The 23950-nt window shown below is 72.3% G+C and carries 24 protein-coding genes; 11 read left to right on the top strand and 13 right to left on the bottom strand.

Features of this window, described 5'->3' with window-relative positions; translation table 11 throughout:
• Positions 1 to 2: 2 nt before the first annotated feature.
• Positions 3 to 842 (top strand): carbohydrate ABC transporter permease, encoded by an 840-nt coding sequence (locus ACSU6Z_RS20530; RefSeq protein WP_437047634.1) that lies wholly within the window; start codon positions 3 to 5, stop codon positions 840 to 842.
• Between the two features lie 425 nt (positions 843 to 1267).
• Here the strand turns inward: ACSU6Z_RS20530 and ACSU6Z_RS20525 are convergent, their stop codons facing one another.
• Positions 1268 to 2293: an ATP-dependent 6-phosphofructokinase gene (locus tag ACSU6Z_RS20525; protein WP_437047632.1), complete on the bottom strand. Its 1026-nt coding sequence runs from the start codon at positions 2291 to 2293 to the stop codon at positions 1268 to 1270.
• A gap of 265 nt (positions 2294 to 2558) precedes the next feature.
• Between ACSU6Z_RS20525 and pta the strand changes: the two genes are divergently transcribed.
• The 3 genes from pta to pyk all read left to right on the top strand — a co-directional run bounded on the left by pta (position 2559) and on the right by pyk (position 7389).
• Positions 2559 to 4652, top strand: coding sequence for a phosphate acetyltransferase (gene pta, locus ACSU6Z_RS20520; protein ID WP_437047631.1), 2094 nt, complete (start codon positions 2559 to 2561; stop codon positions 4650 to 4652).
• Positions 4649 to 5857 carry an acetate kinase gene (locus ACSU6Z_RS20515; RefSeq protein ID WP_437047629.1) on the top strand — a complete coding sequence of 403 codons (1209 nt, stop codon included), beginning with the start codon at positions 4649 to 4651 and terminating at the stop codon, positions 5855 to 5857. The genes pta and ACSU6Z_RS20515 overlap by 4 nt, the downstream gene beginning before the upstream one ends.
• Positions 5858 to 5955: 98 nt before the next feature.
• Positions 5956 to 7389: a pyruvate kinase gene (gene pyk, locus ACSU6Z_RS20510; protein ID WP_437047627.1), complete on the top strand. Its 1434-nt coding sequence runs from the start codon at positions 5956 to 5958 to the stop codon at positions 7387 to 7389.
• Positions 7390 to 7532: 143 nt separating this feature from the next.
• Here the strand turns inward: pyk and ACSU6Z_RS20505 are convergent, their stop codons facing one another.
• Positions 7533 to 8768: a hypothetical protein gene (locus tag ACSU6Z_RS20505; protein ID WP_437047626.1), complete on the bottom strand. Its 1236-nt coding sequence runs from the start codon at positions 8766 to 8768 to the stop codon at positions 7533 to 7535.
• Here ACSU6Z_RS20505 and ACSU6Z_RS20500 point away from each other — a divergent pair.
• Complete coding sequence (locus ACSU6Z_RS20500; protein WP_437047625.1) at positions 8767 to 8916, top strand: hypothetical protein; 150 nt, start codon at positions 8767 to 8769, stop codon at positions 8914 to 8916. The genes ACSU6Z_RS20505 and ACSU6Z_RS20500 overlap by 2 nt on opposite strands.
• A gap of 93 nt (positions 8917 to 9009) precedes the next feature.
• Here ACSU6Z_RS20500 and ACSU6Z_RS20495 read toward each other — a convergent pair whose 3' ends face one another.
• The 3 genes from ACSU6Z_RS20495 to ACSU6Z_RS20485 all read right to left on the bottom strand — a co-directional run bounded on the left by ACSU6Z_RS20495 (position 9010) and on the right by ACSU6Z_RS20485 (position 11984).
• The gene (locus tag ACSU6Z_RS20495) at positions 9010 to 9534 is read right to left on the bottom strand and encodes a DUF6114 domain-containing protein (protein ID WP_437047623.1); all 525 of its coding nucleotides are present in this window, start codon (positions 9532 to 9534) and stop codon (positions 9010 to 9012) included.
• A gap of 175 nt (positions 9535 to 9709) precedes the next feature.
• Positions 9710 to 10360, bottom strand: a complete 651-nt coding sequence (locus ACSU6Z_RS20490; protein ID WP_437047621.1) for a DUF6230 family protein — start codon at positions 10358 to 10360, stop codon at positions 9710 to 9712.
• 646 nt (positions 10361 to 11006) lie between these two features.
• On the bottom strand, positions 11007 to 11984 hold the full coding sequence (locus tag ACSU6Z_RS20485; RefSeq protein WP_437047619.1) for a tetratricopeptide repeat protein: 978 nt from the start codon (positions 11982 to 11984) through the stop codon (positions 11007 to 11009).
• 254 nt (positions 11985 to 12238) lie between these two features.
• Between ACSU6Z_RS20485 and ACSU6Z_RS20480 the strand changes: the two genes are divergently transcribed.
• Positions 12239 to 12883 carry a TetR/AcrR family transcriptional regulator gene (locus tag ACSU6Z_RS20480; protein WP_437047618.1) on the top strand — a complete coding sequence of 215 codons (645 nt, stop codon included), beginning with the start codon at positions 12239 to 12241 and terminating at the stop codon, positions 12881 to 12883.
• A 212-nt stretch (positions 12884 to 13095) separates the two neighbouring features.
• Here the strand turns inward: ACSU6Z_RS20480 and ACSU6Z_RS20475 are convergent, their stop codons facing one another.
• The 5 genes from ACSU6Z_RS20475 to ACSU6Z_RS20455 form a co-directional block, all read right to left on the bottom strand.
• On the bottom strand, positions 13096 to 14796 hold the full coding sequence (locus ACSU6Z_RS20475; RefSeq protein ID WP_437047616.1) for an acyl-CoA mutase large subunit family protein: 1701 nt from the start codon (positions 14794 to 14796) through the stop codon (positions 13096 to 13098).
• A 75-nt stretch (positions 14797 to 14871) separates the two neighbouring features.
• A complete protein-coding gene (locus ACSU6Z_RS20470; protein ID WP_437047614.1) occupies positions 14872 to 15210 on the bottom strand; it encodes a DUF3817 domain-containing protein in 339 nt (112 codons plus the stop codon).
• Between the two features lie 64 nt (positions 15211 to 15274).
• Positions 15275 to 15784, bottom strand: coding sequence for a MarR family winged helix-turn-helix transcriptional regulator (locus ACSU6Z_RS20465; RefSeq protein WP_437047612.1), 510 nt, complete (start codon positions 15782 to 15784; stop codon positions 15275 to 15277).
• 491 nt (positions 15785 to 16275) lie between these two features.
• Positions 16276 to 16569, bottom strand: coding sequence for an MTH1187 family thiamine-binding protein (locus ACSU6Z_RS20460; RefSeq protein ID WP_437047610.1), 294 nt, complete (start codon positions 16567 to 16569; stop codon positions 16276 to 16278).
• Positions 16566 to 16910, bottom strand: coding sequence for a DUF3817 domain-containing protein (locus tag ACSU6Z_RS20455; RefSeq protein ID WP_437047608.1), 345 nt, complete (start codon positions 16908 to 16910; stop codon positions 16566 to 16568). The genes ACSU6Z_RS20460 and ACSU6Z_RS20455 overlap by 4 nt, the downstream gene beginning before the upstream one ends.
• A 199-nt stretch (positions 16911 to 17109) precedes the next feature.
• Here ACSU6Z_RS20455 and ACSU6Z_RS20450 point away from each other — a divergent pair, with 199 nt between their 5' ends.
• The 4 genes from ACSU6Z_RS20450 (at position 17110) to ACSU6Z_RS20435 (ending at position 19759) form a co-directional block, all read left to right on the top strand.
• A complete protein-coding gene (locus ACSU6Z_RS20450) occupies positions 17110 to 17742 on the top strand; it encodes an AIM24 family protein (RefSeq protein WP_437050401.1) in 633 nt (210 codons plus the stop codon).
• Position 17743: 1 nt separating this feature from the next.
• Entirely contained in the window at positions 17744 to 18394 is a 651-nt protein-coding gene (locus ACSU6Z_RS20445; RefSeq protein WP_437047606.1) for an AIM24 family protein, read from the top strand.
• Entirely contained in the window at positions 18391 to 19188 is a 798-nt protein-coding gene (locus ACSU6Z_RS20440; RefSeq protein WP_437047604.1) for an AIM24 family protein, read from the top strand. Before ACSU6Z_RS20445 ends, ACSU6Z_RS20440 begins: the two co-directional genes overlap by 4 nt.
• 94 nt (positions 19189 to 19282) lie before the next feature.
• On the top strand, positions 19283 to 19759 hold the full coding sequence (locus ACSU6Z_RS20435) for a MarR family winged helix-turn-helix transcriptional regulator (protein WP_437047603.1): 477 nt from the start codon (positions 19283 to 19285) through the stop codon (positions 19757 to 19759).
• Positions 19760 to 19935: 176 nt separating this feature from the next.
• Here the strand turns inward: ACSU6Z_RS20435 and ACSU6Z_RS20430 are convergent, their stop codons facing one another.
• Positions 19936 to 21330 (bottom strand): sensor histidine kinase, encoded by a 1395-nt coding sequence (locus ACSU6Z_RS20430; RefSeq protein ID WP_437047602.1) that lies wholly within the window; start codon positions 21328 to 21330, stop codon positions 19936 to 19938.
• Entirely contained in the window at positions 21327 to 22049 is a 723-nt protein-coding gene (locus ACSU6Z_RS20425) for a response regulator transcription factor (protein WP_437047601.1), read from the bottom strand. Before ACSU6Z_RS20425 ends, ACSU6Z_RS20430 begins: the two co-directional genes overlap by 4 nt.
• Before the next feature lie 115 nt (positions 22050 to 22164).
• Between ACSU6Z_RS20425 and ACSU6Z_RS20420 the strand changes: the two genes are divergently transcribed.
• The gene (locus tag ACSU6Z_RS20420; RefSeq protein ID WP_437047599.1) at positions 22165 to 22815 is read left to right on the top strand and encodes a PepSY domain-containing protein; all 651 of its coding nucleotides are present in this window, start codon (positions 22165 to 22167) and stop codon (positions 22813 to 22815) included.
• A gap of 177 nt (positions 22816 to 22992) precedes the next feature.
• Here ACSU6Z_RS20420 and meaB read toward each other — a convergent pair whose 3' ends face one another.
• A complete protein-coding gene (gene meaB / locus ACSU6Z_RS20415; protein WP_437047597.1) occupies positions 22993 to 23949 on the bottom strand; it encodes a methylmalonyl Co-A mutase-associated GTPase MeaB in 957 nt (318 codons plus the stop codon).
• Position 23950: the final 1 nt, after the last annotated feature.

The following is a 23950-nucleotide window of genomic DNA, read 5'->3' as shown; positions in this document are numbered from 1 at the left end:
CCATGGCCCGCGCACTCGCCTCCCGCCGCTTCCGGCGCCGGCTGGCCGCCGACACGGGGCTGCTGGTGGCCGCCGCGGCGTTCGCGCTGCCCCTGCTGTGGGTGGCGCTGTCCGCGGTGGACCCGCGCGCCGGCCTGCGCGTGAAGGCGCCCGACGGTCTCACGACGGCCCACTTCGAGGCGATCCTCACCGAGGAGGTCACCTTCACGCCCCTGCTGAACAGCCTGATCCTGTGCGGGGGCGCGACGGCGCTGACGGTGGCGTGCGCGGCGCTCGCGGCGTATCCGCTGTCGCGGTTCCGCTCGCGCCTGAACCGGCCCTTCCTGCTGACGATCCTGTTCGCGACGAGCCTGCCGATCACCGCGATCATGGTGCCGGTCTACGCCCTGTTCGTCCGGGTGAACCTGATCGACACGGCACAGGGAACGATCTTCTTCTTCGCCGCCTCCCAGCTCCCCTTCGCCATCTGGCTGATGAAGAACTTCATGGACGGCGTCCCGAAGGAGCTGGAGGAGGCGGCGTGGACCGACGGCGCGTCCCCGCTGCAGTCCCTGACGCGGATCGTGCTGCCGCTGATGGGGCCGGGGGTCGCGGTGGTGACGGTGTTCTCGTTCGTGATGATGTGGGGGAACTTCTTCGTCCCCTTCATGCTGCTGCTCACCCCGGACCGGATGCCGGCGTCGGTGAGCATCAACGAGTTCTTCGGCAACCGGGGCATGGTGGCGTACGGGCAGCTGGCGGCGTTCTCGGTCGTGTACTCGACGCCGGTGATCCTGCTGTACGTGCTGATCTCCCGGCGGCTGGGCGGCGGCTTCGCGCTGGGCGGGGCGGTGAAGGGGTGACCGGGGCCGTGCGCCTTCGGCAGCCGCCGGGGCCGCGCGTTCCCGCACTCCGCGGTCCCGGCCGAACGGCCCGTGGCCGCCCCGGCCCCGCGGCGCGGCCGTGCGCCGGCCCTCCCCCCGGCGGGCGACGCGCGCCGCGTCGCGGGACCCGGCACGCGCTCCCGCCGCACCGGACGAAAGCCCGGGCACGTCCGGTACGAGGGCTTCCGGCCGGCGCACCGGGGGCACGCGCCGGACGCCGCTCCCCGACGGGCGGACGCTGCCCGTCGCGGGACTAGGGCCTCTCGTTCGGATCATGCCGGGCTCGCGGGGCCTGGTGCCGTGCCTCGCCGCGTTGTCGTCGGTTGCCATGGCGCCCTCCTCCGCCTTGCGATGCACGGCACCAGGTCCCGCTCCCTGATCCGACCCGATCCGAACGAAAGGCCCTAGAAGACCGACTCGGCCTCGTCCATCCGGTCCTTCGGCACGGTCTTCAGCTCGGTGACCGCCTCCGCCAGCGGCACCATCACGATGTCGGTGCCGCGCAGCGCGGTCATCATGCCGAATTCGCCGCGGTGCGCGGCCTCCACCGCGTGCCAGCCGAAGCGGGTGGCGAGCACCCGGTCGTACGCGGTCGGCGTGCCGCCGCGCTGGACGTGGCCGAGGATGACCGGCTTGGCCTCCTTGCCGAGCCGCTTCTCCAGTTCGTGCGCCAGCGCCGTGCCGATGCCCTGGAAGCGCTCGTGTCCGTACTGGTCGATCGCGCCCTTGCCGTAGTCCATGGTGCCGTCGGCGGGGTGGGCGCCCTCGGCGACGCAGATGACCGCGAACCTTTTGCCGCGGGCGAAGCGCTCCTCGACCATCTTCACCAGGTCGGCGGGGTCGAAGGGCCGCTCGGGCAGGCAGATGCCGTGCGCGCCCGCCGCCATGCCGGACTCCAGGGCGATCCAGCCCGCGTGGCGGCCCATGACCTCCACGACCATGACCCGCTGGTGGGACTCGGCGGTGGTCTTCAGGCGGTCCATCGCCTCCGTGGCGACGCCGACGGCGGTGTCGAAGCCGAAGGTGCGGTCGGTGGAGGAGATGTCGTTGTCGATGGTCTTCGGCACGCCGACCACCGGCAGACCCGCCTCCGACAGCATCCGGGCCGCCGTGAGCGTGCCCTCGCCGCCGATCGGGATGAGCGCGTCGATGCCGAAGTCGCGGGCGATGTCGGCGGCGTTCTCGCACGCCTCGCGCAGCCGGTCGCGCTCCAGGCGGGAGGAGCCGAGTATGGTGCCGCCGCGGGCCAGGATGCCGCTGACCGCGTTCAGGTCGAGGGTGCGGTAGCGGCCGTCCAGCAGACCGGCGTAGCCGTCCTCGAATCCGATGACCTCGTCGTCGTACTGGGCGACCGCTCGGTGCACGACCGACCGGATCACTGCGTTCAGGCCGGGGCAGTCGCCGCCTGCGGTGAGGACTCCGATGCGCATCGTGCTGTGTCTCCTGCTCGCTGTCGGTACCGGTGAGCCGGCTTCGATTCTTTCACGTCTCCCGGAACGGTGCCGATTCCTCCCCGTCCGCCCCGCTGTGCCCCTCCCCTCTTACCTGCTCTTCACTGACGGGCGCTTTATCTGCCGACGGAGGTAGTGTCAAGAGGGTCCCGCTCACCTCGGTGGGCGATTTTTGTACACGAAGCGGTACCCATCGGACAATGTCGTCTCGCAGGGTGTCCCTCGGAGGAAACGGAGAGCACGCGTGACGCGCAGCGTGTACGTGACCGGCATCGACCGCGGCGACGGCCGCCAGGTCGTCGAACTGGGGGTCATGGAACTCCTCACCCGGCAGGTCGACCGGGTCGGCGTGTTCCGCCCCCTCGTCCACGACGGGCCCGACCGCCTCTTCGAGCTGCTGCGCGCCCGCTACCGGCTGTCGCAGGACCCGGCGACCGTGTACGGCATGGACTACCGGCGGGCGTCCGCCCTCCAGGCCGAGCAGGGCACGGACGAGCTGGTGTCGGCGCTGGTGGACCGCTTCCGCCTGGTCGCCCGCGACTACGACGTGGTGCTCGTCCTCGGCACCGACTTCGCCGGCACCCAGCTCCCCGACGAGCTGGCGCTCAACGCCCGGCTCGCCAACGAGTTCGGCGCCTCGGTGATCCCGGTGGTCGGCGGACGCGAGCAGACCGCGGAGTCCGTCCTCGCCGAGACCCGCAACGCCTTCCGCGCCTACGACGGGCTGGGCTGCGACGTCCTGGCCATGATCGCCAACCGGGTCGCCCGCGAGGACCGGGACGAGATCGCCGAGCGGCTCGCCTCCCGGCTGCCGGTGCCGTGCTGGGTGCTGCCCGACGAGCCCGCGCTGTCCGCGCCGACGGTCGCCCAGATCGCCCACGCCCTGGACGCCAAGGTGCTCCTCGGCGACGACGCCGGGCTCGCCCGCGACGCGCTCGACTTCGTCTTCGGCGGCGCGATGCTGCCGAACTTCCTGGGCGCGCTGACCCCCGGCTGCCTCGTCGTCACCCCGGGCGACCGCGCCGACCTGGTCGTCGGCTCGCTGGCCGCGCACAGCGCCGGCACCCCGCCGATAGCCGGTGTGCTGCTCACCCTGGACGAGGTGCCGGGCGACGACATCCTCACCCTGGCCGCCCGCCTCGCCCCCGGCACACCGGTGCTGTCGGTGTCCGGCAACAGCTTCCCCACCGCCGCGCGGCTGTTCTCCCTGGAGGGCAAGCTGAACGCGGCCACCCCGCGCAAGGCGGAGACCGCGCTCGGCCTGTTCGAGCGCCACACCGACACCGCCGAGCTCGCCCGCCGGGTCTCCGCGCCCAGCAGCGACCGGGTCACCCCGATGATGTTCGAGCACAAGCTGCTGGAGCAGGCCCGCTCCGACAAGCGCCGCGTGGTGCTGCCCGAGGGCACCGAGGAGCGCGTGCTGCGCGCCGCCGAGGTGCTGCTGCGCCGGGGCGTGTGCGACCTGACCCTGCTCGGCCCCGTGGACCGGATCCGCAAGAGGGCCGCCGACCTCGGCATCGACCTCGGCGACTCCCAGCTGATTGACCCGGCCGGCAGCGACCTGCGCGACGCCTTCGCCGAGAAGTACGCCGCCCTGCGCGCCCACAAGGGCGTCACCGTCGAGCTGGCCTACGACGTCGTCTCCGACGTGAACTACTTCGGCACCCTGATGGTGCAGGAGGGCCTGGCCGACGGCATGGTCTCGGGCTCCGTGCACTCCACGGCCGCCACCATCCGGCCCTCCTTCGAGATCATCAAGACCAGGCCGGACGCCTCGATCGTGTCGTCCGTGTTCTTCATGTGCCTGGCCGACAAGGTCCTGGTCTACGGCGACTGCGCCGTCAATCCCGACCCGAACGCCGAGCAGCTCGCCGACATCGCCGTCCAGTCCGCCGCCACCGCCGCCCGGTTCGGCGTGGAGCCGCGGATCGCGATGCTGTCGTACTCCACCGGCACCTCCGGCTCCGGCGCGGACGTCGACAAGGTGCGCGAGGCGACGGAGATCGTCCGCTCGCGCCGGCCCGACCTGAGGATCGAGGGCCCGATCCAGTACGACGCGGCCGTCGAGCCGTCCGTCGCCGCGACCAAGCTGCCCGGCTCCGAGGTCGCCGGGCAGGCCACCGTGCTGGTCTTCCCCGACCTCAACACCGGCAACAACACCTACAAGGCCGTGCAGCGCTCGGCCGGCGCCATCGCCGTCGGCCCGGTCCTGCAGGGCCTGCGCAAGCCGGTCAACGACCTGTCCCGCGGCGCCCTCGTCCAGGACATCGTCAACACCGTCGCCATCACGGCGATCCAGGCCCAGCAGTCCCCCAGCGAGAAGGCGACCGCCCAGTGAGCTCGACCCGCGTCCTCGTCCTCAACTCCGGCTCCTCGTCGGTGAAGTACCAATTGCTCGACATGCGCGACGAACGCCGGCTGGCGACGGGCCTCGTCGAGCGGATCGGCGAGCGGGTCTCCCGGTTCAGGCACACCCCGCTGCACGGCGGCGGGCCCCGGGAGCGCACCGGCCCGATAGCCGACCACGAGGCCGCCCTGAAGATGGTGGCGGAGGAGCTGGCCGCCGACGGGCTGGGCCTGGACTCGCCCGAGCTGGCCGCCATCGGGCACCGGGTGGTGCACGGCGGGAAGCGCTTCACCGCGCCGACCGTCATCGACGACGCCGTCCTCGCCGAGATCGAGCGGCTCATCCCGGTCGCCCCGCTGCACAACCCGGCCAACCTCGCCGGCATCCGCACCACCCTGGCGCTGCGCCCGGACCTGCCGCAGGTCGCCGTCTTCGACACCGCCTTCCACACGACGATGCCGGAGTCGGCCGCCCGCTACGCCATCGACGTCGAGACCGCCGACGAGCACCGCATCCGCCGCTACGGCTTCCACGGCACCTCGCACGCCTACGTCTCCCGGATGACGGCCGGGCTGCTCGGCAAGGACCCCTCCGAGGTCAACGTGATCGTGCTGCACCTGGGCAACGGCGCGTCCGCCTCCGCCGTACGGGGCGGGAAGTGCGTGGACACCTCCATGGGGCTCACCCCTTTGGAGGGCCTGGTGATGGGTACGCGTTCCGGCGACATGGACCCGGCCGTCATCTTCCATTTGATGCGCGTTGGCGGAATGTCCGCCGACGAGATCGACACTCTCCTCAACAAGAGGAGCGGCCTGATCGGCCTCTGCGGGGACAACGACATGCGGGAGATCCGCCGTCGTATCGACGGGGGTGACGAACGGGCGCGACTCGCCTTCGACATCTACATTCACCGTCTGAAGAAGTACATCGGCGCCTATTACGCCGTGCTCGGACGGGTGGACGCGGTCGCCTTCACGGCCGGGGTCGGCGAGAACGCCGCACCGGTGCGGGAAGCCGCGGTGGCGGGCCTGGAGGGGCTGGGCCTGGCGATCGACGGCGAGCTGAACGCCGCGCGCGGCGACGGGCCGCGGCTGGTCTCGCCCGAGCACGCCCGGGTGGCGGTCGCCGTGGTGCCGACCGACGAGGAATTGGAGATCGCGACGCAGACCTACGCGCTGGTCGGAAAGAACAGCTGAGGGAGGCAGAGGAATTCACGGGTGAGCACCCACCCGCCCATTTGTACCTTCCGCCAGACGGAATATTCCGTAGCGAAACAAACCGATAGGATCGCCCCATGCGCCGTTCGAAAATCGTCTGTACTCTCGGCCCCGCGGTCGACTCCCACGAACAGCTCGTCGCGCTGATCGAGGCGGGCATGAACGTGGCCCGCTTCAACTTCAGCCACGGGTCCCACGCCGAGCACCAGGGGCGGTACGACCGCCTCCGGGCCGCCGCCAAGGAAGCGGGCCGGCCCGTCGGCGTCCTCGCCGACCTCCAGGGTCCCAAGATCCGGCTGGAGACCTTCGCCGAGGGCCCGGTGGAGCTGGTCCGCGGTGACGAGTTCACCATCACCACCGAGGACGTGCCGGGCGACAAGACGATCTGCGGCACCACCTACAAGGGCCTGCCCGGCGACGTGGCCAAGGGCGACCAGATCCTCATCAACGACGGCAACGTCGAACTGAAGGTCACCGAGGTCGTCGGCCACCAGGTGAGGACGATCGTCATCGAGGGCGGCGTCGTCTCCGACCACAAGGGCATCAACCTGCCCGGCGCGGCCGTCAACGTCCCCGCCCTGTCCGACAAGGACGTCGAGGACCTCCGGTTCGCGCTGCGCATGGGCTGCGACCTGGTCGCCCTGTCCTTCGTCCGCGACGCCAAGGACATCCAGGACGTGCACCGCGTCATGGACGAGGAGGGCCGCCGCGTCCCGGTCATCGCCAAGGTGGAGAAGCCGCAGGCGGTGGAGAACATGGAGGACGTCGTGCTGGCGTTCGACGGCGTCATGGTCGCCCGCGGCGACCTGGCCGTCGAGTACCCGCTCGAGAAGGTCCCCATGGTGCAGAAGCGCCTGATCGAGCTGTGCCGGCGCAACGCCAAGCCGGTGATCGTCGCGACCCAGATGATGGAGTCGATGATCACCAACTCGCGTCCGACCCGCGCCGAGGCCTCCGACGTGGCCAACGCGATCCTGGACGGCGCCGACGCGGTCATGCTGTCCGCCGAGTCCAGCGTGGGCGCGTACCCGATCGAGACCGTCAAGACGATGTCGAAGATCGTCACCGCGGCCGAGCAGGAGCTGCTCTCCAAGGGCCTCCAGCCGCTGGTCCCGGGCAAGAAGCCGCGCACGCAGGGCGGCTCGGTGGCCCGCGCCGCCTGCGAGATCGCCGACTTCCTCGGCGGCAAGGGCCTGGTGGCCTTCACCCAGTCCGGTGACACCGCCCGCCGCCTGTGCCGCTACCGCGCGGCCCAGCCGATCCTGGCGTTCACCACGGACGAGTCCACCCGCAACCAGCTCACCCTGAGCTGGGGCGTGGAGCCGCACGTCGTGCCGTTCGTCAACAGCACCGACGAGATGGTGGACCTGGTGGACCAGGAGATGGTCAAGCTCGGCCGGTTCAACGAGGGCGACATCGTCGTGATCACCGCCGGCTCGCCGCCCGGTGTCCCCGGCACCACCAACATGGTCCGCGTCCACCACCTGGGCGAGGGCACCCGCGGCAACTGACGTCCGCCGCCCGCTCACGCCACCGAGGGCGCCTCCCGCGATCGGCAGGAGGCGCCCTCGGCGTCGTGCGGCTCCCGGACGGGTCCGCGGGGGAAAGGGGGCGAGTGAGCGGATGAGGAGGGCAACGGGACCACGGGGGACGGTCAGTCGGTGATGGTCTGACGCAGCCCGGGAATGGTCAGGGTGCCGCCGAACTGGCCGGCCTGGGTGACCTTGACGTCGGTGAAGTAGACCGTGGGGATGTTCAGCGGCGGCGGGTGCTCCGGATCGAACGTGATCGGGATCAGGCCGAGCAGCTTCCCGGAGATGCTCTCCGTGTACATGATCGTCTTGCCGTCGCGGATGGTGGACGTGGAACCCTCGGCCGCCTGCACGTGGTAGGTCCTGCCGCTGCCCCGGTCCTTGACGATCTGGTGCAGGTCGCCGATGTCGGTGCCGTCGGAGACGACGTACTTCAGCACGCGCTTCGTCGTGCCGCTCGCCGTCTCCACCTCGACGACGCCCTGGTAGTCGGCGCCCTTGAGCAGCAGCGAACTGGCCTCCAGGTACCAGGGGTCGTCGGGCACCAGGAGGGCGTTGTCGACGCCGCCCTCCGCGTCCGTGGCGATCGGGCAGTCCGCGGGGTCCGCGGAGGCGCTCGCCGACGGGGTGGAGCCGGGACCGGGCGAGGCGGTGGCCTCTCCGTCGGCGGTCTCCCCCGCGGCCTTCCCGACCTCTTCCGCCGCCCTCCAGGCCCGCTCGGCCCGCTCGGCCCGCTCGGCCCGCTCGGCTCGCCCGGCCGCCGCGCCGGACGCGCCGGCGGTCTTCTCCGCCGTCTCCTCCGCCGGGTCCTCCGCCGTCTCCTCCGCCGGGTCCTCCGCCGTCTCCTCCGCCGGGTCCTCCGCCGGGTCCTCGGCGGGGGTGGACGGGGACGGGACCGCGCTCGCGGATGCCGAGGGGGTGGGCGTGGGGCCCGTGCCCTTCGGCGACCCGCCGCCGGTGAGGACCCCCTCGACGGCGTCGCCGAGGTCCTCCAGCAGGCCACCGCCCTCCGGCTCCGGCGGAGGCGGGGCACCGGCCGCGGCGTCCGCTCCGGCGCCCCGCGCGCTCGGGGACGAGGAGGGGGACGTGGAGGGCTCGACCGCTCGCGCACCCTGTTGCGCAGGACTGGTCCGCCCGCCTTCGGGGGCCGCGTCGTCGGAACCTGAATCCGACGAAGGGGCCCGGCCCGGGGCGGTGCCCTCCGCCGGCGCGCCGCCCTCCGGCACGCCGCCCTCCGCACCGGCGGAGGCCGAAGGCACCGCCGACGCGCCCTTCTCGCCCCCGCCGCCCTTCTCCTCCCCGCCCGGCGACGCGGAGGGCGACGGCTCCGCCGTGCCGCTCTTCTCCAAAGCGGCCATGCAGGCCTCGTACTCCTCGGCCGTCAGGCTGTTCGAGGCCGACGCCAAGGGGCTGTCGGCGAGGGCCGGCCCCGGCGTGAACCCCATCCCCATGAGGACCGCCGTGGGCATCGCCGCCAGGGCTATCGCCCGGCCGGCCGGCACGTGAAACCTGGTCAGGAGCGGCTTCCTGGGAACCGCGTGGCGGGGCCCGGTTCCCTCCCGCGGCGGCACCCCCGCGCTGCTGTCGTCCCGGATCCCGTCAGCCGACACGGTGCCCCCCGTCGCGGTCCCCGGCCCGGGGACCGTTCGGACCGCTCCCTTCGGAGGCGTCCGTTCCACCGGGTCCCGGGACACCCGCCGGCTGCTGCCCGTGCCCGGCGGGCTCCGCCTTGCCCGGCGCCCAGGAGACGGCGAGCGCGCCGCCGACCAGTGCCAGCAGGAATCCGATCAGGAAACCCCCGATGTTGGAGATCACCAGGGACACCAGGGCGAGGACGATCGCCGCGACGCCCGCGAAGATGCGTGTGGCCGCCTGGAACCACATCGTCAGCCCGAGCGTGATCAGCAGCACGCCGATGATCAGCGAACCGGCACCGGCCGTCGTCGACATGGTGATCGACATGGTGCCCAACTGGAGCGTGGCATACGGGAAGTAGGCGATCGGCGCCCCGCCGAGCAGGGTGAACAGACCCGCCCAGAACGGTCGGCTGCCCCGCCAGTCACGGAACCGCAGTCGCAGCCGGGTGAGGTTCCCGGCGCTCTGAACCGGAGTCTCGGCACTCATGGAAAACAGCTCCCTGGGTCCGGTGGTCGTACATACCGGCTCGGCCGTAGGCATGGAGAAGCCGGAAGTCTGGGTGGGGTTCGACGCCAGGCGCGCAAGCACCGGGCGAGGGCCGGGGCCGGGGCGGAGAAGCGCGCGCTCCCCCACCCCGCCGGGGCGGCTCAGCCGCCCCGGGTCACCCCGGGTAGCACTCCATCTCGGGGTCCGTGCCAAGACGCATCTTCAGACCGCTGAGCTTGAAGCTGCCGGCCGTGGTCGCCCACGCCGTCTGCCGCACCTCGTAGAGGTCCGCCTCTTCCGCCTGCTGGGCGAAGCCGCCCTGCTGCACGACATCGTCCTTCTTCACGTCGGGGCCCTCGGTCAGGTCCTTGACCGCCACACCGATGTCGATGTTCTTGAACTCGGCGTCGGCGTCGAGCCGGGCGACGTCGATGTAGAGGTTGGTGGCCACGACCTTCTGCTCGTCGTTCGGGCCGGCGTCCAGACGGAGGTAGATCGTCTTCCCGATGAGGGGGAGCTCCGTCTTGACCGACTGGCACATCTCGGTGATCTCGGCCCTCTCGAACGACGAGATCGCGACCGGGTGCCGGGTCGTCTTCTCGCCCTTGGTCGTGGTGTAGCCGGTGTCTATGCCGCCGTACTGCGCGAAACCCACACCGTGCAAGTGGCCGGCCGACACCTTGAACTGCTGGCCGGACACGGCGAACGACGCCGCGAGGGCGCCCTGCGCCAGTCCGATGCCCACACACGCCGTGGCGGCGACGCTGGGCACCATCACCACGGCGAACCGCTTCCATCTGGTCCCGCCACGCACCTGGGACTCCATGTTTCCTCCTTCTCGGACGTACATCTCCTGGCCCCGGTCGGCCCCAGACGGCGGCTCGGCCGGGCAGGGATGGGAGAAGTGCTACGTCCTCGGGAAGGGGAGCGCCCGCGCTCGACGGCACGCACAACGCGCCCGAATCACCGGCGATCACCCCCGAGCGACAACCACTGGTCGCGCCTGACGCACATCACGCACAACCTCGCTGGACAGGCTTCGCCGGGTGAGCGAAGACCCCCCTGCCCAAGAGCCGGCGCCCACTGCCGCCGGCCCTGCTCGGTGGGGACCCAGGAAGTCCCGCGACCCGATTGGCTGTCGGGTACGGGATTGGACCGAGCGTCGCCGATCGTTGTGCATTCTCGCCGCAGACACAAGGGGGTTCGTTACTCACTAGTAACGACCGGGTGACCGATACGGGACACACCGGCCCCATCCGGCGACGCTCAGTGGTAGCCGACGGCAGAACAATTCCCTTGCCCTCGGACAGAATCCGACAGATCGCCACCACTGACTTACTGGCAGTAACAGCGGCCGCGATTGCCAAGATTTGGCAAAACGCGGCCGCACCGGCTTGCTGTCGTCCCAGCGTCACTCAGGAATCACGTGCCCAGGCGGTTCGGGGCGTGCCCCGCGGAGGAGGCTCCCCCGGTCAGAACAGGGCGCGCGCGAGCGCCCTGCGCGCCGCGATCACCCGCGGGTCCTCGGCGCCGACGACCTCGAAGAGTTCCAGCAGCCGCACCCGTACGGCGTCCCGGTCCTCACCCGTCGTGCGCCGCACCGTCTCGGTGAGCCGCCCGAAGGCGTCCTCCACGTGCCCGCCCGCGAGGTCGAGGTCGGCGGCGGCCATCTGCGCCTGCGCGTCGTCCGGCTTCTCGGCGGCGTCCTTGCGGACCCGCTGCGGGTCGAGCCCCTGCACCCGCTGGAGCAACTCGGCCTGAGCCAGGCCCAGTTTGGCCTCGGTGTTGCCCGGGTCGTCGCTCAGCACGTTCTGGTACGCCCGGATGGCGCCGCCCAGGTCGCCCGCGTCCAGGGCCTGCACGGCGGCCTCCAGCGCGGCGTCGTGCGGGCCGGCGGGACGGGCGGGGGCGGCCGGGGCGCCGCCCGGCTCGGCCTCCGGGTCGACGGTGAGGCCGGTCAGGCCGAAGCGCTGCTCGGCGACCTGCACCAGCTGGTCCAGGGTCTGCCGGATCTGCGTCTCGCCGGCGGCGCCCTGGAAGAGCGGCAGCGCCTGGCCGGCGACCACCGCGAACACGGCCGGGATCCCCTGGACCCCGAACTGCTGCATCAGCAGCTGGTTGGCGTCGACGTCGATCTTGGCGAGGACGAAGCGCCCGTTGTACTCGACGGCGAGCCGCTCCAGCACCGGGCTGAGCTGCTTGCAGGGCTGGCACCACTCGGCCCAGAAGTCGATGACGACCGGGACCTCGGTGGACCGCTGCAGGACGTCGCGCTCGAACCCGGCCTCGTCGACGTCGATGACGAGATCGGCCGGGGAGACGGCTCCGGTGCCGCCGCCCTGCCGGGCCGCTTGGGCGCGCGCCTGCTCCGCCTTCGCCTTGGCCTCCTGGGCCGCCTTCACCGCGGCGAGGTCGACGACTCCGCTCATGGACATGTTCCGTGGCTGCATGCGCCTATCCTCCCCCGTCCGGCCGCGTCTGTGAAAAACGATGTGGCGGCGGGGCCTGTCGAAAGGCCCCGCGGCGCCGGGTCCCCACCCCGCGCCCGTGGTCGTCGCTCGCGTACGCGCCCGGACACGCCGGGTGCGCCGCTCGCCGCAGCTTTCGCTACGGGTCGTAGCGTAATACCGGCCGGGACCCCGGGGACACCCTCCCCCGGTGATCTCCCTCACGGCCCCGCGGGAGGCGCGGTTATGGTCGTGGGATGCAGTCCCGCTCCCCCACCGGCCACGCCGGCCGTGCCGGGCGCCCGCGCAGTGCCGCGGCCGATGCCGCGATCCTGGCCGCGACCCGGGCGGCCCTGGTCGAACTGGGCTGGTCCAAGCTCACCCTGGGAGACGTCGCCGCACGCGCCGGGGTTGCGAAGACCACGCTGTACCGTCGCTGGCCGGGCAAGAACGAACTGGTGGTCGACGCCGTCGCGGAACTCTTCGACGAGCTCCGCCTCCCCGACCACGGCTCCCTCAGCGCCGACATCCAGGGCGTCGTCCTGCAGTTCGCGGCGATCCTGGAGCGCCCGGAGGCCCGCAGCGGGCTGATGGCGGTGGTGGCGGAGGCGACCCGCGACGACGCCCTGCGCGCCCGGATCCGCGCTCTCATCGTCGACCGGCAGAAACGCCTGGTCCGGGAGGGCCGGGCCCGCGCCCAGCGGCGCGGGGAGCTTCCCCCGCAGCCGGATCCGCGGCAGACCGCCCGCACCGTGGACCTGATCTTCGACATGGTGGCCGGCGCGGTGGTCCACCGCACCCTGGTGAGCGCGGAGCCGGCCGACGAGGAGTGGGCGCGCGGCTTCACCCGGGTCCTGCTGCACGGGCTGGCCCGCACCGGCGCGCGCGGCGGCCGGCGCTGACCGCGCCCGCCGCGCCGGGGAGCGCCCGCCCGCGCTCCGTACGCCGGCCCCCTGGGGTCTTTCGTTTGGACAGGTCGGATTCAGGGAGCGGGACCCGGTGCCGTGCATCGCAAGGCGGAGGAGGGCGCCATGGCGGAGCCATGGCAACCGACGACAACGCGGCGGGGCACGGCACCAGGCCCCGCGAGCCCGGCATGATCCAAACGAGAGGCCTAGAAGCCGGCCGGTTCCGTGTAGACGCCCCACTCCTCCCTGAGCGCCCCGCAGATCTCGCCCAGCGTCGCCTCCGCCCGCACCGCCCGGAGCATCGGCTCGATCATGTTGGTGCCGCGGCGGGCGGCGTCGATCATCCCGGCGAGGGCGGAGCGCACCGCCGCGTCGTCGCGGGCGGCCTTGCGCTCGCGCAGCGCCCGCACCTGCTCCCGCTCCACTTCGTGGCTGACCCGCAGGATCTCCAGGTCCCCGGTGACGGACCCGGTGTGGACGTTGACGCCGACCACCTTCTTGTCGCCCTTCTCCAGGGCCTGCTGGTAGCGGAAGGCGGACTCGGCGATCTCGCCGGTGAACCACCCGTCCTCGATGCCGCGCAGGATGCCGGAGGTCATGGGGCCGATGGGGTGCCGCCCGTCGGGGTGGGCCCTGAGGCCCCGCTCCCTGATCTGCTCGAAGATCTTCTCGGCGTCGGCCTCGATCCGGTCGGTGAGCTGCTCGACGTACCAGGAGCCGCCGAGCGGGTCGGCGACGTTGGCCACGCCGGTCTCCTCCATCAGCACCTGCTGGGTGCGCAGGGCGATCTCGGCGGCCTGTTCGCTGGGCAGGGCGAGGGTCTCGTCCAGGGCGTTGGTGTGCAGGGAGTTGGTTCCGCCGAGCACGGCGGCCAGCGCCTCCACCGCGGTGCGCACCACGTTGTTGTACGGCTGCTGCGCGGTCAGCGAGACGCCGGCGGTCTGCGTGTGGAAGCGCAGCCACTGCGCCTTCTCGCTCCTCGCCCCGTACACGTCCCGCATCCACCGCGCCCAGATCCGGCGCGCCGCGCGGAACTTGGCGATCTCCTCGAAGAAGTCGACGTGCGCGTCGAAGAAGAAGGACAGCCCCGGCGCGAAGACGTCCACGTCGAGGCCGCGGCTCAGACCCAGCTCGACGTACCCGAAGCCGTCCGCGAGGGTGTACGCCAGCTCCTGCGCGGCCGTCGCCCCGGCCTCGCGGATGTGGTAGCCGGAGACGGACAGCGGCTTGTAGGCGGGGATGCCGGCCGCGCAGTACTCCATGAGGTCGCCGATCAGGCGCAGGTGCGGCTCGGGCTGGAAGAGCCACTCCTTCTGGGCGATGTACTCCTTGAAGATGTCGGTCTGGAGGGTGCCGTTGAGCACGGAGTGCTCGACGCCCTGCCGCTCGGCGGCGACCAGGTACATGCAGAAGACGGGGACGGCCGGGCCGCTGATGGTCATGGAGGTGGTCACATCCCCCAGGGGGATGTCCCGGAACAGCACCTCCATGTCGGCCGCCGAGTCGATCGCGACGCCGCAGTGCCCGACCTCGCCCAGCGAGCGCGGGTCGTCGGAGTCGCGGCCCATCAGCGTCGGCATGTCGAAGGCGACGGACAGGCCCCCGCCGCCCGCGGCGAGGATCATCTTGTACCGCTCGTTGGTCTGCTCGGCGTTCCCGAACCCGGCGAACTGCCGGATGGTCCACGTACGCCCCCGGTACCCGGTCGGGTACAGCCCGCGGGTGAAGGGGTACTCCCCCGGCCACCCGATCCTCTCGAACCCCTCGTACCTGTCCCCGGGCCGCGGCCCGTACACCGGCTCCACGGGATCCCCGGAGAGCGTGGTGAAGTCGGCCTCGCGCTTGCGCGCGGCGTCGTAGCGGGCCTGCCAGCGGCGGCGGCCCTCCTCCATGGCGTCAGCGTCCATACCTTCGAATTTACTAGGACGTCCTAGTAAATGTCGATGGCGAACCGCCGCACGAATACCCGTACGGCGGCCCGGTTACGCCCGCGCGACCGCCGGGGCGTCCTGGGCGGCATCCGCCGCCAGCTCCCGGCTGATCCTCCGCTCCACGAAGAAGGCGGCCGTCGGGATGGTGCCGGCGATCAGCACCCACAGCTGCTTGCCGACCTTCCACTTGGCCTTGGCGCCCAGGTCGAAGGCGAAGACCAGGTAGACGACGTAGAGCCAGCCGTGCGCGATGGCGACGACGCGGGTGAAGCCGTCGGCGCCGTCCATCGTCAGCGCATACTTGGCGATCATGCCGAGGCACAGCAGGACCAGCAGCACGCCGGTGACGTACGCCATGACCCGGTAACGGGTCAGCACGCTCTTTTTCATGGGACCGAGCGTAACCGCCCGTTTCGCGCGATCTTCCGGCGGGTCGCGCGACGCCCCCGGAGGGTCACTCCTGCGTGAAGTCCCCCGCCGCGATCCGCAGCGGCCGGAGCATCGCGAAGATCTCCGCGCACTCCTCCGCGTCGTACACGCCCAGGCCGAAGTCCATCGCCATCAGGTCGCGGGTGGCCGCCTCGACCACCTCGCGGCCCTTGTCGGTGATGGTGGCGAGGGTGCCGCGGCCGTCGTTGGGGTTGGGGCGCTTGGCGACCAGTCCCGACTTCACCAGCCGGTCGACGGTGTTCGTGACCGACGTGGGGTGCACCATCAGGCGCTCGCCGATCTTGGACATCGGCAGCTCGCCGGATTTCGAGAAGGTGAGCAGCACCAGCGCCTCGTACCGCGCGAACGTCAGCCCGTACGGCTTGACCACCGCGTCGACCTCGGCCAGCAGGATCTGGTGCGCGCGCATGATCGACGTGATCGCCGCCATGGACGGCACACTGCCCCAGCGCTGCTTCCAGAGTTCGTCGGCGCGGGCGATGGGGTCGAACGAGAGACTGAGGGGCTTCGGCACGCCACCAGACCTTACCGGCCGGTCATATGCCGGACAGCCCCCGTCTCGCCCTTCGGGCCGCACCGCCGTCCGGACGCGGCCGGAGGGCGGTGGCGAGGGCGCGGCACCGCGCCGGGCCGCATCGGCCGGGCGGCTCCGTGAGGGGCCCGGCCGGGTGGCTGTGGGTGTCGCAGTCATAACCCTCCGGCCGCGCGGCGCCCTCCGGCGTGCGGAGTGATCCGCCCACACGGGAAGGGAGATGCGAGGGTGTGTCGAACCGGGAGGGCCAGGCGGGTGGGGGTGTGGGCGGGGTGCCGTCCGGCGGCGGGCGATCGCGCTTCCCCCGGCGCCCGAACGGTCCGGGAGGTGTGCCCCGGGGCGGTGCGGGCGGGCGCCGGGGCGCCTGCTCGAAGGGGCCGGGAGGAGGCGCCCCGGCGGCGCCGGGGCGCGCGAGCCGGCGACGGTCACCCCGGCGCCGGGTGCCGGGCGAACGCCGGCCGCGTGGCGGCCGGCTACCCGGCGAGGTGCCGCTCCACCGTCTCCACCTTGGACGTCAGTCCGTCCGTCACACCGGGACGGATGTCGGCCTTGAGGACCAGGGAGACCCGCGGCGCCCGCGCCTCGACGGCGGCCACCGCGCGCTTGACGACCTCCATCACCTCGTCCCATTCGCCCTCGACGGACGTGAACATCGCGTCGGTGCGGTTCGGCAGCCCGGACTCGCGGACCACGCGGACGGCGTCGGCGACGTACTCCCCCACGTCCTCGCCGACACCCAGCGGCGTCACGGAGAATGCGACGATCATGCGTTGACGATCCCTTCCTTGCGGGCGCGGGAGGCGATGACCGCGGCCTCGGCCTCGCGGCGCAGCCTGCGGTCGGCGAAGAACCCGCCGGTGGGCAGGACGGACAGGACGAAGTAGAGGGCGGCAGTCCCCAGGGGCCACTTGGCGCGGTTCCACGCGTCGGCCCAGAAGATCACGTACAGGATGAAGAGGACGCCGTGGATCATGCCCATCGCGGGCACGGCGTTAAAGTCCGTGGTCCGCTTCAGCACCGAGCAGACCAGCAGCAGGAGGAAGGAGATCGCCTCGGGGGCCGAGACCAGACGGAGGCGGCGGAGGGCGGTGGCGGTCTTGAGGTCCACGGGTCACCTTCGGTGGGAGACGGTCCGAAACTGTCGCACGGTTTGTGAACGCGCGCACAAGCGTCGCTCCATTGTGGCAAACCGCCGCGCCGCGCCCGACCCCGGCCCCCGGTGGGGGATCCGGGGGCGGTCGGGGCCCGTCCCACCCCCGTGGGAGCTGTCGGCGGACCCGGCCGGCGGATACCGTCGCGGTGTGGCGATGTTCCGACTTCAGAGCAGCAGGGTGCTTGCCGTCGACATGACCGGGGACGCCGTGAAGGCGAAGAACGGCTCGATGGTCGCGTACGACGGCGAGATGGCCTTCAAGAAGCTGAGCGGCGGCGGTGAGGGCGTCCGGGGGATGGTCACCCGGCGGCTCACGGGCGAGCAGATGACGATGATGGAGGTGAAGGGGCACGGGACCTGCTGGTTCGCGGACCGCGCCTCGGAGATCAGCCTCGTGAGCCTCCAGGGGGACAAGCTGTACGTCGAGTCGAGCAACCTGCTGGCCGCGGACGCCGGGCTGCGGACGGGGACCAGCTTCACGGGGACGCGCGGCGCCTCGCAGGGCAACGGGCTGTTCACGACGACCGTCGAGGGGCACGGGCAGGCGGCGATCGTGTCGGACGGCCCGGCGGTGGTCCTCCGGGTGGATCCGCAGTACCCCCTGCTGGTCGACCCGGGGGCCTACGTGGCGCACCAGGGGCGGCTGCGGCAGTCCTTCCAGTCCGGGGTGACGTTCCGCACCTTCCTGGGGGAGAGCGGCGGGGAGGCCTTCCAGATCCGGTTCGAGGGGGAGGGGCTGGTCTACGTGCAGCCGAGCGAGCGGAACACGATCGCGGGGGACGTGTGACATGACCTTCCGGGAGATCAACGCGAAGATGGTCGAGGCGACCGTGACGCCCGGGCAGCGGCTGTTCAGCCAGCGCGGCGCGATGCTCGCCTACCGGGGGGACGTGTCCTTCACGCCCAGCACGGCCGGCGGCCAGGGCGGGATCATGTCGATGATCGGGCGCCGGGTCGCCGACGAGGACACCCCGCTGATGACCGTCGAGGGCAGCGGCACGGTGCTGTTCGGGCACGGGGGCCACCACGTGCAGGTCATCCGTCTGTCCGGTGACACGCTGTACGTCGAGGCCGACCGGCTGCTGGCCTTCGAGGGCACCCTGGAGCAGCGGACGGTGTTCCTGGGCTCGCAGGGCGGCGTGATGGGCGTGGTGCGGGGGCAGGCGAGCGGGCAGGGGCTGTTCACGACCGCGCTGCGAGGGCACGGAGCGGTGGCGGTGATGGCCCACGGGGGCGTGTTCGAGATCCCGGTCACCCCGCAGCGGCCGGTGCGCGTGGACCCGCAGGCGTACGTCGCCCACCACGGCGACGTACGCAACAGGCTGTCCGCGGCGCTGGGCTGGCGCGACCTGGTGGGCCGCGGTTCCGGGGAAGGGTTCCAGCTGGAACTGAGCGGCAGCGGCGCGGTGTACGTCCAGGCCTCCGAGGAGAAGCTGTGAGCATGTACGGGACGGCGGGCGGCCCGGTGGTGCACGACCCGGTGACGCTGCCGAGCGACGACAACGTGAACGCGTACACCTTCTGCGTGGAGCTCAAGGGGAGCCGGTGGTTCCTGCAGAAGGGGAAGATGATTGCCTACTACGGGTCGATCGACTTCAACGGGATCGGGCACGGCCGGCTGGACCGCCTGGTGCGTACGTCGTTCCATTCGCCCTTGCACGCGAGCGATTGGGTCGTGGCGGAGGGCTCGGGCAAGATGCTCCTCGCCGACCGGGCGTTTGACGTGAACTCGTACGACCTGGAGGACGGCAATCTGACCATTCGCTCGGGCAACCTGCTCGCTTTTCAGCCAAGCCTCGCCCTCAAGCAGTCGATCGTGCCGGGCTTTCTGACCCTGATCGGAACCGGGAAGTTCGTGGCCGCGTCCAACGGCCCGGTGGTGTTCATGGAACCCCCTCTCCGGGTGGATCCGCAGGCACTGGTCGGCTGGGCCGACTGCCCCTCGCCGTGCCACCACTACGACCACGGGTACATGACCGGTGTACTGGGCGGTCTGCGCGCGCTGACGGGCCTGGGCGGGGCTTCCGGCGAGGAGCACCAGTTCGAGTTCGTGGGCGCGGGGACGGTGCTGCTGCAGTCGTCGGAGGCCCTGATGGCGGAGCAGGCCACCGGCGCGGTTCCGCACGACGCGGGCGTGCCGGGCGGCGGAGCGCACGGCACCGGGGGACAGCAGCCGGGGACGCCGCGCCTTCCCGGACAGCTGGGCGACCTCCAGCGCCGCTTCGGGCTGTGAGCGATAATCTGCGGAGTGTGACGTCGAACGCGTGCGCGCCGTCACGGAAAACCCCTCATAGTTAGCTTTTCAACTTCTTAGGTAGACTTCATTCATGGAGACCGAGACGGCCACCCGCTGGCTGACCGATGCGGAGCAGTGCGCTTGGCGCACCCACCTGGAAGTCAACAAGTTGTTGACATACCAGCTCGAGAAGGACCTGCAGCCGTTCGGCCTGACGATGAACGACTACGAGATCCTGGTGAACCTCTCCGAGTCGGAGGGCGTTCGGATGCGGATGAGCGACCTCGCCTCCGCCACCCTCCAGTCCAAGAGCCGCCTCTCCCACCAGATCACGCGCATGGAGAACGCGAACCTGGTGCGGCGGGAGAACTGCGAGTCCGACCGCCGCGGGCTCTACGCCGTCCTCACCGAGCACGGCCTGGAGACCATGAGGAAGGTCGCGCCGCACCACGTGGCGTCGGTGCGCCGGCACTTCATCGACCTGCTCTCCCCCGAGGCCCTCATCGAGCTCGACAAGGCCCTCAAGCCCATCGCGGAGCATCTGCGGGGCCAGCGCGGCCGCCCCTGACCGGACGGCCCCTAGGGCCTCCCGTTTGGGATCATGCCGGGCTCGCGGGGCCTGGTGCCGTGCCTCGCCGCGTTGTCGTCGGTTGCCATGGCTTTCGCCATGGCGCCCTCCTCCGCCTTGCGACGCACGGCACCAGGTCCCGCTCCCTGATCCGACCTGATCCCAAACGAAAGACCCTAGACACCCGGCAGGCGGAGCTCGAACAGGGCCCCGCCCGCCGGTGCGTCGCGCACCGTGAGCGCGCCGCCGTGCCGTACGGCGACGTCCCGGGCGATGGCGAGCCCCAGTCCCGCCCCGCCGTCGTCGCGGCTGCGGGCGGCGTCCAGCCGCACGAACCGCTCGAAGACGCGCTCCCGGTCCTCCACGGGCACCCCGTCCCCGTCGTCGGCGACGCCGACCACGGCCGCGGTCCCCTCCCTGCGCACGGACACCTCGACCGCCGACCGGGCGTGCCGCTGCGCGTTGTCGAGCAGGTTGGCGAGCACCCGCTCCAGCTGTCCCCGCGACCCGGCCACCGCCACGCCCTCCTGCGCCCGCACGCTCACCCCGGGCCTGCCCTCCACCGCCTCCCGCACCAGCGCGGCGAGGTCCACCCGCCCGTCGGCGGGCCGCTCCCCCGCGTCCAGCCGGGCGAGCAGCAGCAGGTCCGCGGCGAGCCGCTGCAGCCGTACGGTGTCCTCGACGGCACCGTCGAGGTCGAGCAGCTCCGGGTGGGCCGCGCCCACCTCCAGCTGGGTCCGCAGGCTGGCGATCGGGCTGCGCAGCTCGTGCGAGGCGTCGGCGACGAACCGCCGCTGCCGCTCCACGGACGCCTCCAGCGCGGCCAGCGTCTCGTTGGTCGTGGTCGCGAGCCGGGCCACCTCGTCGTGGGTGTCCGGCACCGGGACGCGCCGCGCCAGGTCCTCGGAGGCGGTGATGGCGGCCATCTCGCGCCGGATCCCCTCGACCGGGCGCAGCGCGCGCCCGGTGACCAGCCAGGTCACGCCCGCGACGACCGCGAGCAGCAGCGGGAAGCCGATCAGCATGGCGGTCGTCGCGCTGCCCACGGCACCGTGCTCGGCGGAGAGCGGGGCACCGGCGTAGACGGTGAGCGTGCCCCGGTCCGGGGTCTCGACGGGCAGCGCGGCGAACCGGTAGTCCTCCGTCTCCCCGTCGATCGTCGCGAACCCGTCGCTGTAGGCGGGCCGCTCCCCGATCTCGCCGGGCTCCAGTTCCCCGTCGCCCTCCTCGTCCTCGCCCACGTCCGCGCCCGTGTGCGGCCGGACCGCGCCGGTGCCGGTCCCCCCGATCCGCTCCAGGTCCTCGCTGGCGGCGACCAGCCTGCCGTCCTCGTCCACGACCTGCACGGGCCGGTCCTCCGCGTCCAGCGGCAGCTCGTCGTACGCCTTGCCGACGGCGAGCTCGGTGGCCACCGCCCGTGCCGAGCGTTCCGCCTGGGTGCCCGCCTCGCCGTGCAGGTTCGTCCGCAGGGACAGCAGGACGGCGGCCCCGGCCGCGACGAGCGCGACGGCCACCACGAGGGTGGCGCCGAGCGTCGCCCGGGCCCGCACCGAACCGAACAGCCGTCTCACGGCGACGCCTCCAGCCGGTACCCGGCCCCGCGCACGGTCCGGATGAGCCCGGCCCGCAGCTTGCGCCGCAGCGCGCTGACGTACACCTCGACGATGTTGGGATCGCCCTCGTACGCGAAGTCCCACACGTGTTCGAGGATCTCCCCCTTGGACACCACCTCGCCCGCGCGCATCACGAGCTGTTCCAGCACGGCGAACTCCCTGGCGGTGAGCGCCACCTCCCTCTCCTCCAGGAAGACCCGGCGGGCCGCGGTGTCGACCTTCAGGTCCCCGCAGACCCACACGGGTGAGGGACCGGCGCCCTGACCGCGCCGCCGCAGCAGCGCCTTGACCCGGGCGACGAGGACGACGTACGAGAACGGCTTGGTCAGGTAATCGTCCGCGCCCGTGTCGAGCCCCTCCGCCTCGTCGTACTCGCCGTCCTTCGCGGTGAGCATCAGGATCGGCACCTCGTGCCCGGCGGCGCGCAGGGCGGCGCAGACGCGGTAGCCGTTGAGGCCGGGCAGCATGATGTCGAGGATCACGAGGTCGTACGTCCCCTCGGCGGCCCGGTGCAGCCCCTCCCGCCCGTCGTGGACGACGTCCACGGCGTACCCCTCGGCCGTCAGTCCCCGGGCGAGCGACAGGGCCAGCCGCTTCTCGTCCTCGACGATCAGGATGCGAAAGGGGCGGCGCGCGGGGTCTCCGGCGGGGCGGTGGCGGGTGACGGGTGGGTGCATGGGTAGAGGGTCGCAAAATCGACCTGAAGATCGCTTCAGGTGGCTTCAGCTTCCTCTCAGCGTCGGTCGGCGACAGTGGACGACGTCACAAGCCGTACGACTCGGGAGGATCCCCATGAAGCGCAACATCGTGATCGCCGCCCTCACAGCCGCCGCGCTGGTCGGGGGCGGTACGGCGACGGCGCTGGCGACCGCGGCCGGCGACGGGGCCCCGGCCCGGCAGACCGGCGCGCGCGCCTCGGACGACGACGCGCGCGACGACCGGGACGACCGGGACGACCGGGACGATGACGCCGCGCGGGCGTCCTCCGCCGGTGTGACGGCCCCGGAGGCCATCGCCTCCGCCCTGCGGCACGCCCCGGGCACCGCGGTCTCCGCCGAACTGGACGACGAGGGCGGCGAGGGCGGCGAGGACCGCACGGTCTGGGAGGTCGACGTCCTCACCTCCGGCGGCACTTGGCGCAGTGTCACGGTCGACGCCGGCACCGGCAAGGTCCTCGACGCCCGCGCCGAGGACGGAGACGAGGACGAGGACGACGGCACCGCTCCCGTACGGGCCGCCCTGAAGGGTGCCGCCGTGACGGCCGCCGACGCCGCGAAGGCCGTCGCCGGCAAGGGCGGTGAGGTGACGTCGGTGGACCTGGACGAGGACGGCCGGTCCAGGGGATGGGAAGTGGAGACGCACGGCCCGGGCCGGGACGACGGGCACGACTGGCGCGTCGACCTGAGGTCGGGCAAGGCCACGGCGGACCACGACGACGACTGACGACGCCGCCGAACGGACCCCGCCCCCACAGGCGCCCCGGCGCCGCGGCGGCCGCCGCCGGGGCGCCGCTTCCCGGCCCCTTCGAGCAGGGGGCGCACCAGCCACCACCGAACACCCGCGCAGGCCGCCGCGGGCACCGCACCCGACCGGAGGCGCGCAGGCCGCCGCGGGCGGACGTCAGCCCCCGGTCACCCCCGCCACCAGCTCGTCCGCCGCCCGGTAGGGATCCAGCTCCCCCGTGACGATCCGCTCCGCCAGCGCCCCCAGCCGCCGGTCCCCGCGCAGGTCCCCGATCCGCTCCCGCAGGGCCGTCACCGCGATCGTCTCCACCTCGCGCGCGGCCCGCGCCAGCCGCCGTTCCGCGAGCACCCCCCGTTCCTCCATCCACGCCCGGTGCTTCTCCAGCGCCTCGACGACCTCGTCGACGCCCTCCCCCCGCGCCGCGACCGTCTTGACGATCGGCGGACGCCAGTCGCCGGGCCCGCGCGCCTCCCCCAGCCCCAGCATGTGGTTCAGCTCGCGCGCCGTCGCGTCGGCCCCGTCCCGGTCGGCCTTGTTCACGACGTACACGTCGCCGATCTCCAGGATCCCGGCCTTGGCCGCCTGGATCCCGTCGCCCATCCCCGGCGCGAGCAGCACCACGGACGTGTCGGCCTGCGCGGCGATCTCCACCTCCGACTGCCCGACCCCGACCGTCTCGACGAGGATCACGTCGCACCCGGCCGCGTCCAGCACCCGGATCGCCTGGGGCGCGGCCCAGGCGAGACCGCCCAGGTGCCCGCGCGTCGCCATCGACCGGATGTAGACCCCGGGGTCGGAGGCGTGCTCGGACATCCGCACCCGGTCGCCGAGCAGCGCACCCCCGGAAAAGGGCGACGACGGGTCCACCGCCAGCACCCCGACCCGCTTGCCCTGCTTGCGGTACGCGGTCACGAGCGCCGACGTCGACGTGGACTTCCCCACGCCCGGCGACCCGGTCAGTCCGACCACGTACGCCCCGCCGGTCAGCGGCGCCAGCGCCGCCATGACCTCCCTCAGCTGTGGGGACGCCCCCTCCACCAGCGAGATCAGCCGGGCCACGGCCCGCGGCCGGCCTTCCCTGGCCTGGGCCACCAGCGTGGAGACGTCCTGCATC

This window comes from Streptomyces sp. enrichment culture, assembly GCF_964273145.1.
Lineage (GTDB): Bacteria > Actinomycetota > Actinomycetes > Streptomycetales > Streptomycetaceae > Streptomyces.
This window is presented reverse-complemented; position numbering and strand designations above follow the sequence as displayed.

What these genes read in the sequence shown, in the direction of transcription:
- ACSU6Z_RS20530 (WP_437047634.1), top strand. Translation starts at nt 3, where the DNA reads ATGGCCCGCGCACTCGCCTCCCGCCGCTTCCGGCGCCGGCTGGCCGCC.
- ACSU6Z_RS20525 (WP_437047632.1), bottom strand. Translation starts at nt 2,293, where the DNA reads ATGCGCATCGGAGTCCTCACCGCAGGCGGCGACTGCCCCGGCCTGAAC.
- pyk (WP_437047627.1), top strand. Translation starts at nt 5,956, where the DNA reads ATGCGCCGTTCGAAAATCGTCTGTACTCTCGGCCCCGCGGTCGACTCC.
- ACSU6Z_RS20500 (WP_437047625.1), top strand. Translation starts at nt 8,767, where the DNA reads ATGCAGGCCTCGTACTCCTCGGCCGTCAGGCTGTTCGAGGCCGACGCC.
- ACSU6Z_RS20505 (WP_437047626.1), bottom strand. Translation starts at nt 8,768, where the DNA reads ATGGCCGCTTTGGAGAAGAGCGGCACGGCGGAGCCGTCGCCCTCCGCG.
- ACSU6Z_RS20495 (WP_437047623.1), bottom strand. Translation starts at nt 9,534, where the DNA reads ATGAGTGCCGAGACTCCGGTTCAGAGCGCCGGGAACCTCACCCGGCTG.
- ACSU6Z_RS20490 (WP_437047621.1), bottom strand. Translation starts at nt 10,360, where the DNA reads ATGGAGTCCCAGGTGCGTGGCGGGACCAGATGGAAGCGGTTCGCCGTG.
- ACSU6Z_RS20485 (WP_437047619.1), bottom strand. Translation starts at nt 11,984, where the DNA reads ATGCAGCCACGGAACATGTCCATGAGCGGAGTCGTCGACCTCGCCGCG.
- ACSU6Z_RS20480 (WP_437047618.1), top strand. Translation starts at nt 12,239, where the DNA reads ATGCAGTCCCGCTCCCCCACCGGCCACGCCGGCCGTGCCGGGCGCCCG.
- ACSU6Z_RS20475 (WP_437047616.1), bottom strand. Translation starts at nt 14,796, where the DNA reads ATGGACGCTGACGCCATGGAGGAGGGCCGCCGCCGCTGGCAGGCCCGC.
- ACSU6Z_RS20470 (WP_437047614.1), bottom strand. Translation starts at nt 15,210, where the DNA reads ATGAAAAAGAGCGTGCTGACCCGTTACCGGGTCATGGCGTACGTCACC.
- ACSU6Z_RS20460 (WP_437047610.1), bottom strand. Translation starts at nt 16,569, where the DNA reads ATGATCGTCGCATTCTCCGTGACGCCGCTGGGTGTCGGCGAGGACGTG.
- ACSU6Z_RS20450 (WP_437050401.1), top strand. Translation starts at nt 17,110, where the DNA reads ATGTTCCGACTTCAGAGCAGCAGGGTGCTTGCCGTCGACATGACCGGG.
- ACSU6Z_RS20445 (WP_437047606.1), top strand. Translation starts at nt 17,744, where the DNA reads ATGACCTTCCGGGAGATCAACGCGAAGATGGTCGAGGCGACCGTGACG.
- ACSU6Z_RS20435 (WP_437047603.1), top strand. Translation starts at nt 19,283, where the DNA reads ATGGAGACCGAGACGGCCACCCGCTGGCTGACCGATGCGGAGCAGTGC.
- ACSU6Z_RS20425 (WP_437047601.1), bottom strand. Translation starts at nt 22,049, where the DNA reads ATGCACCCACCCGTCACCCGCCACCGCCCCGCCGGAGACCCCGCGCGC.
- ACSU6Z_RS20420 (WP_437047599.1), top strand. Translation starts at nt 22,165, where the DNA reads ATGAAGCGCAACATCGTGATCGCCGCCCTCACAGCCGCCGCGCTGGTC.
- meaB (WP_437047597.1), bottom strand. Translation starts at nt 23,949, where the DNA reads ATGCAGGACGTCTCCACGCTGGTGGCCCAGGCCAGGGAAGGCCGGCCG.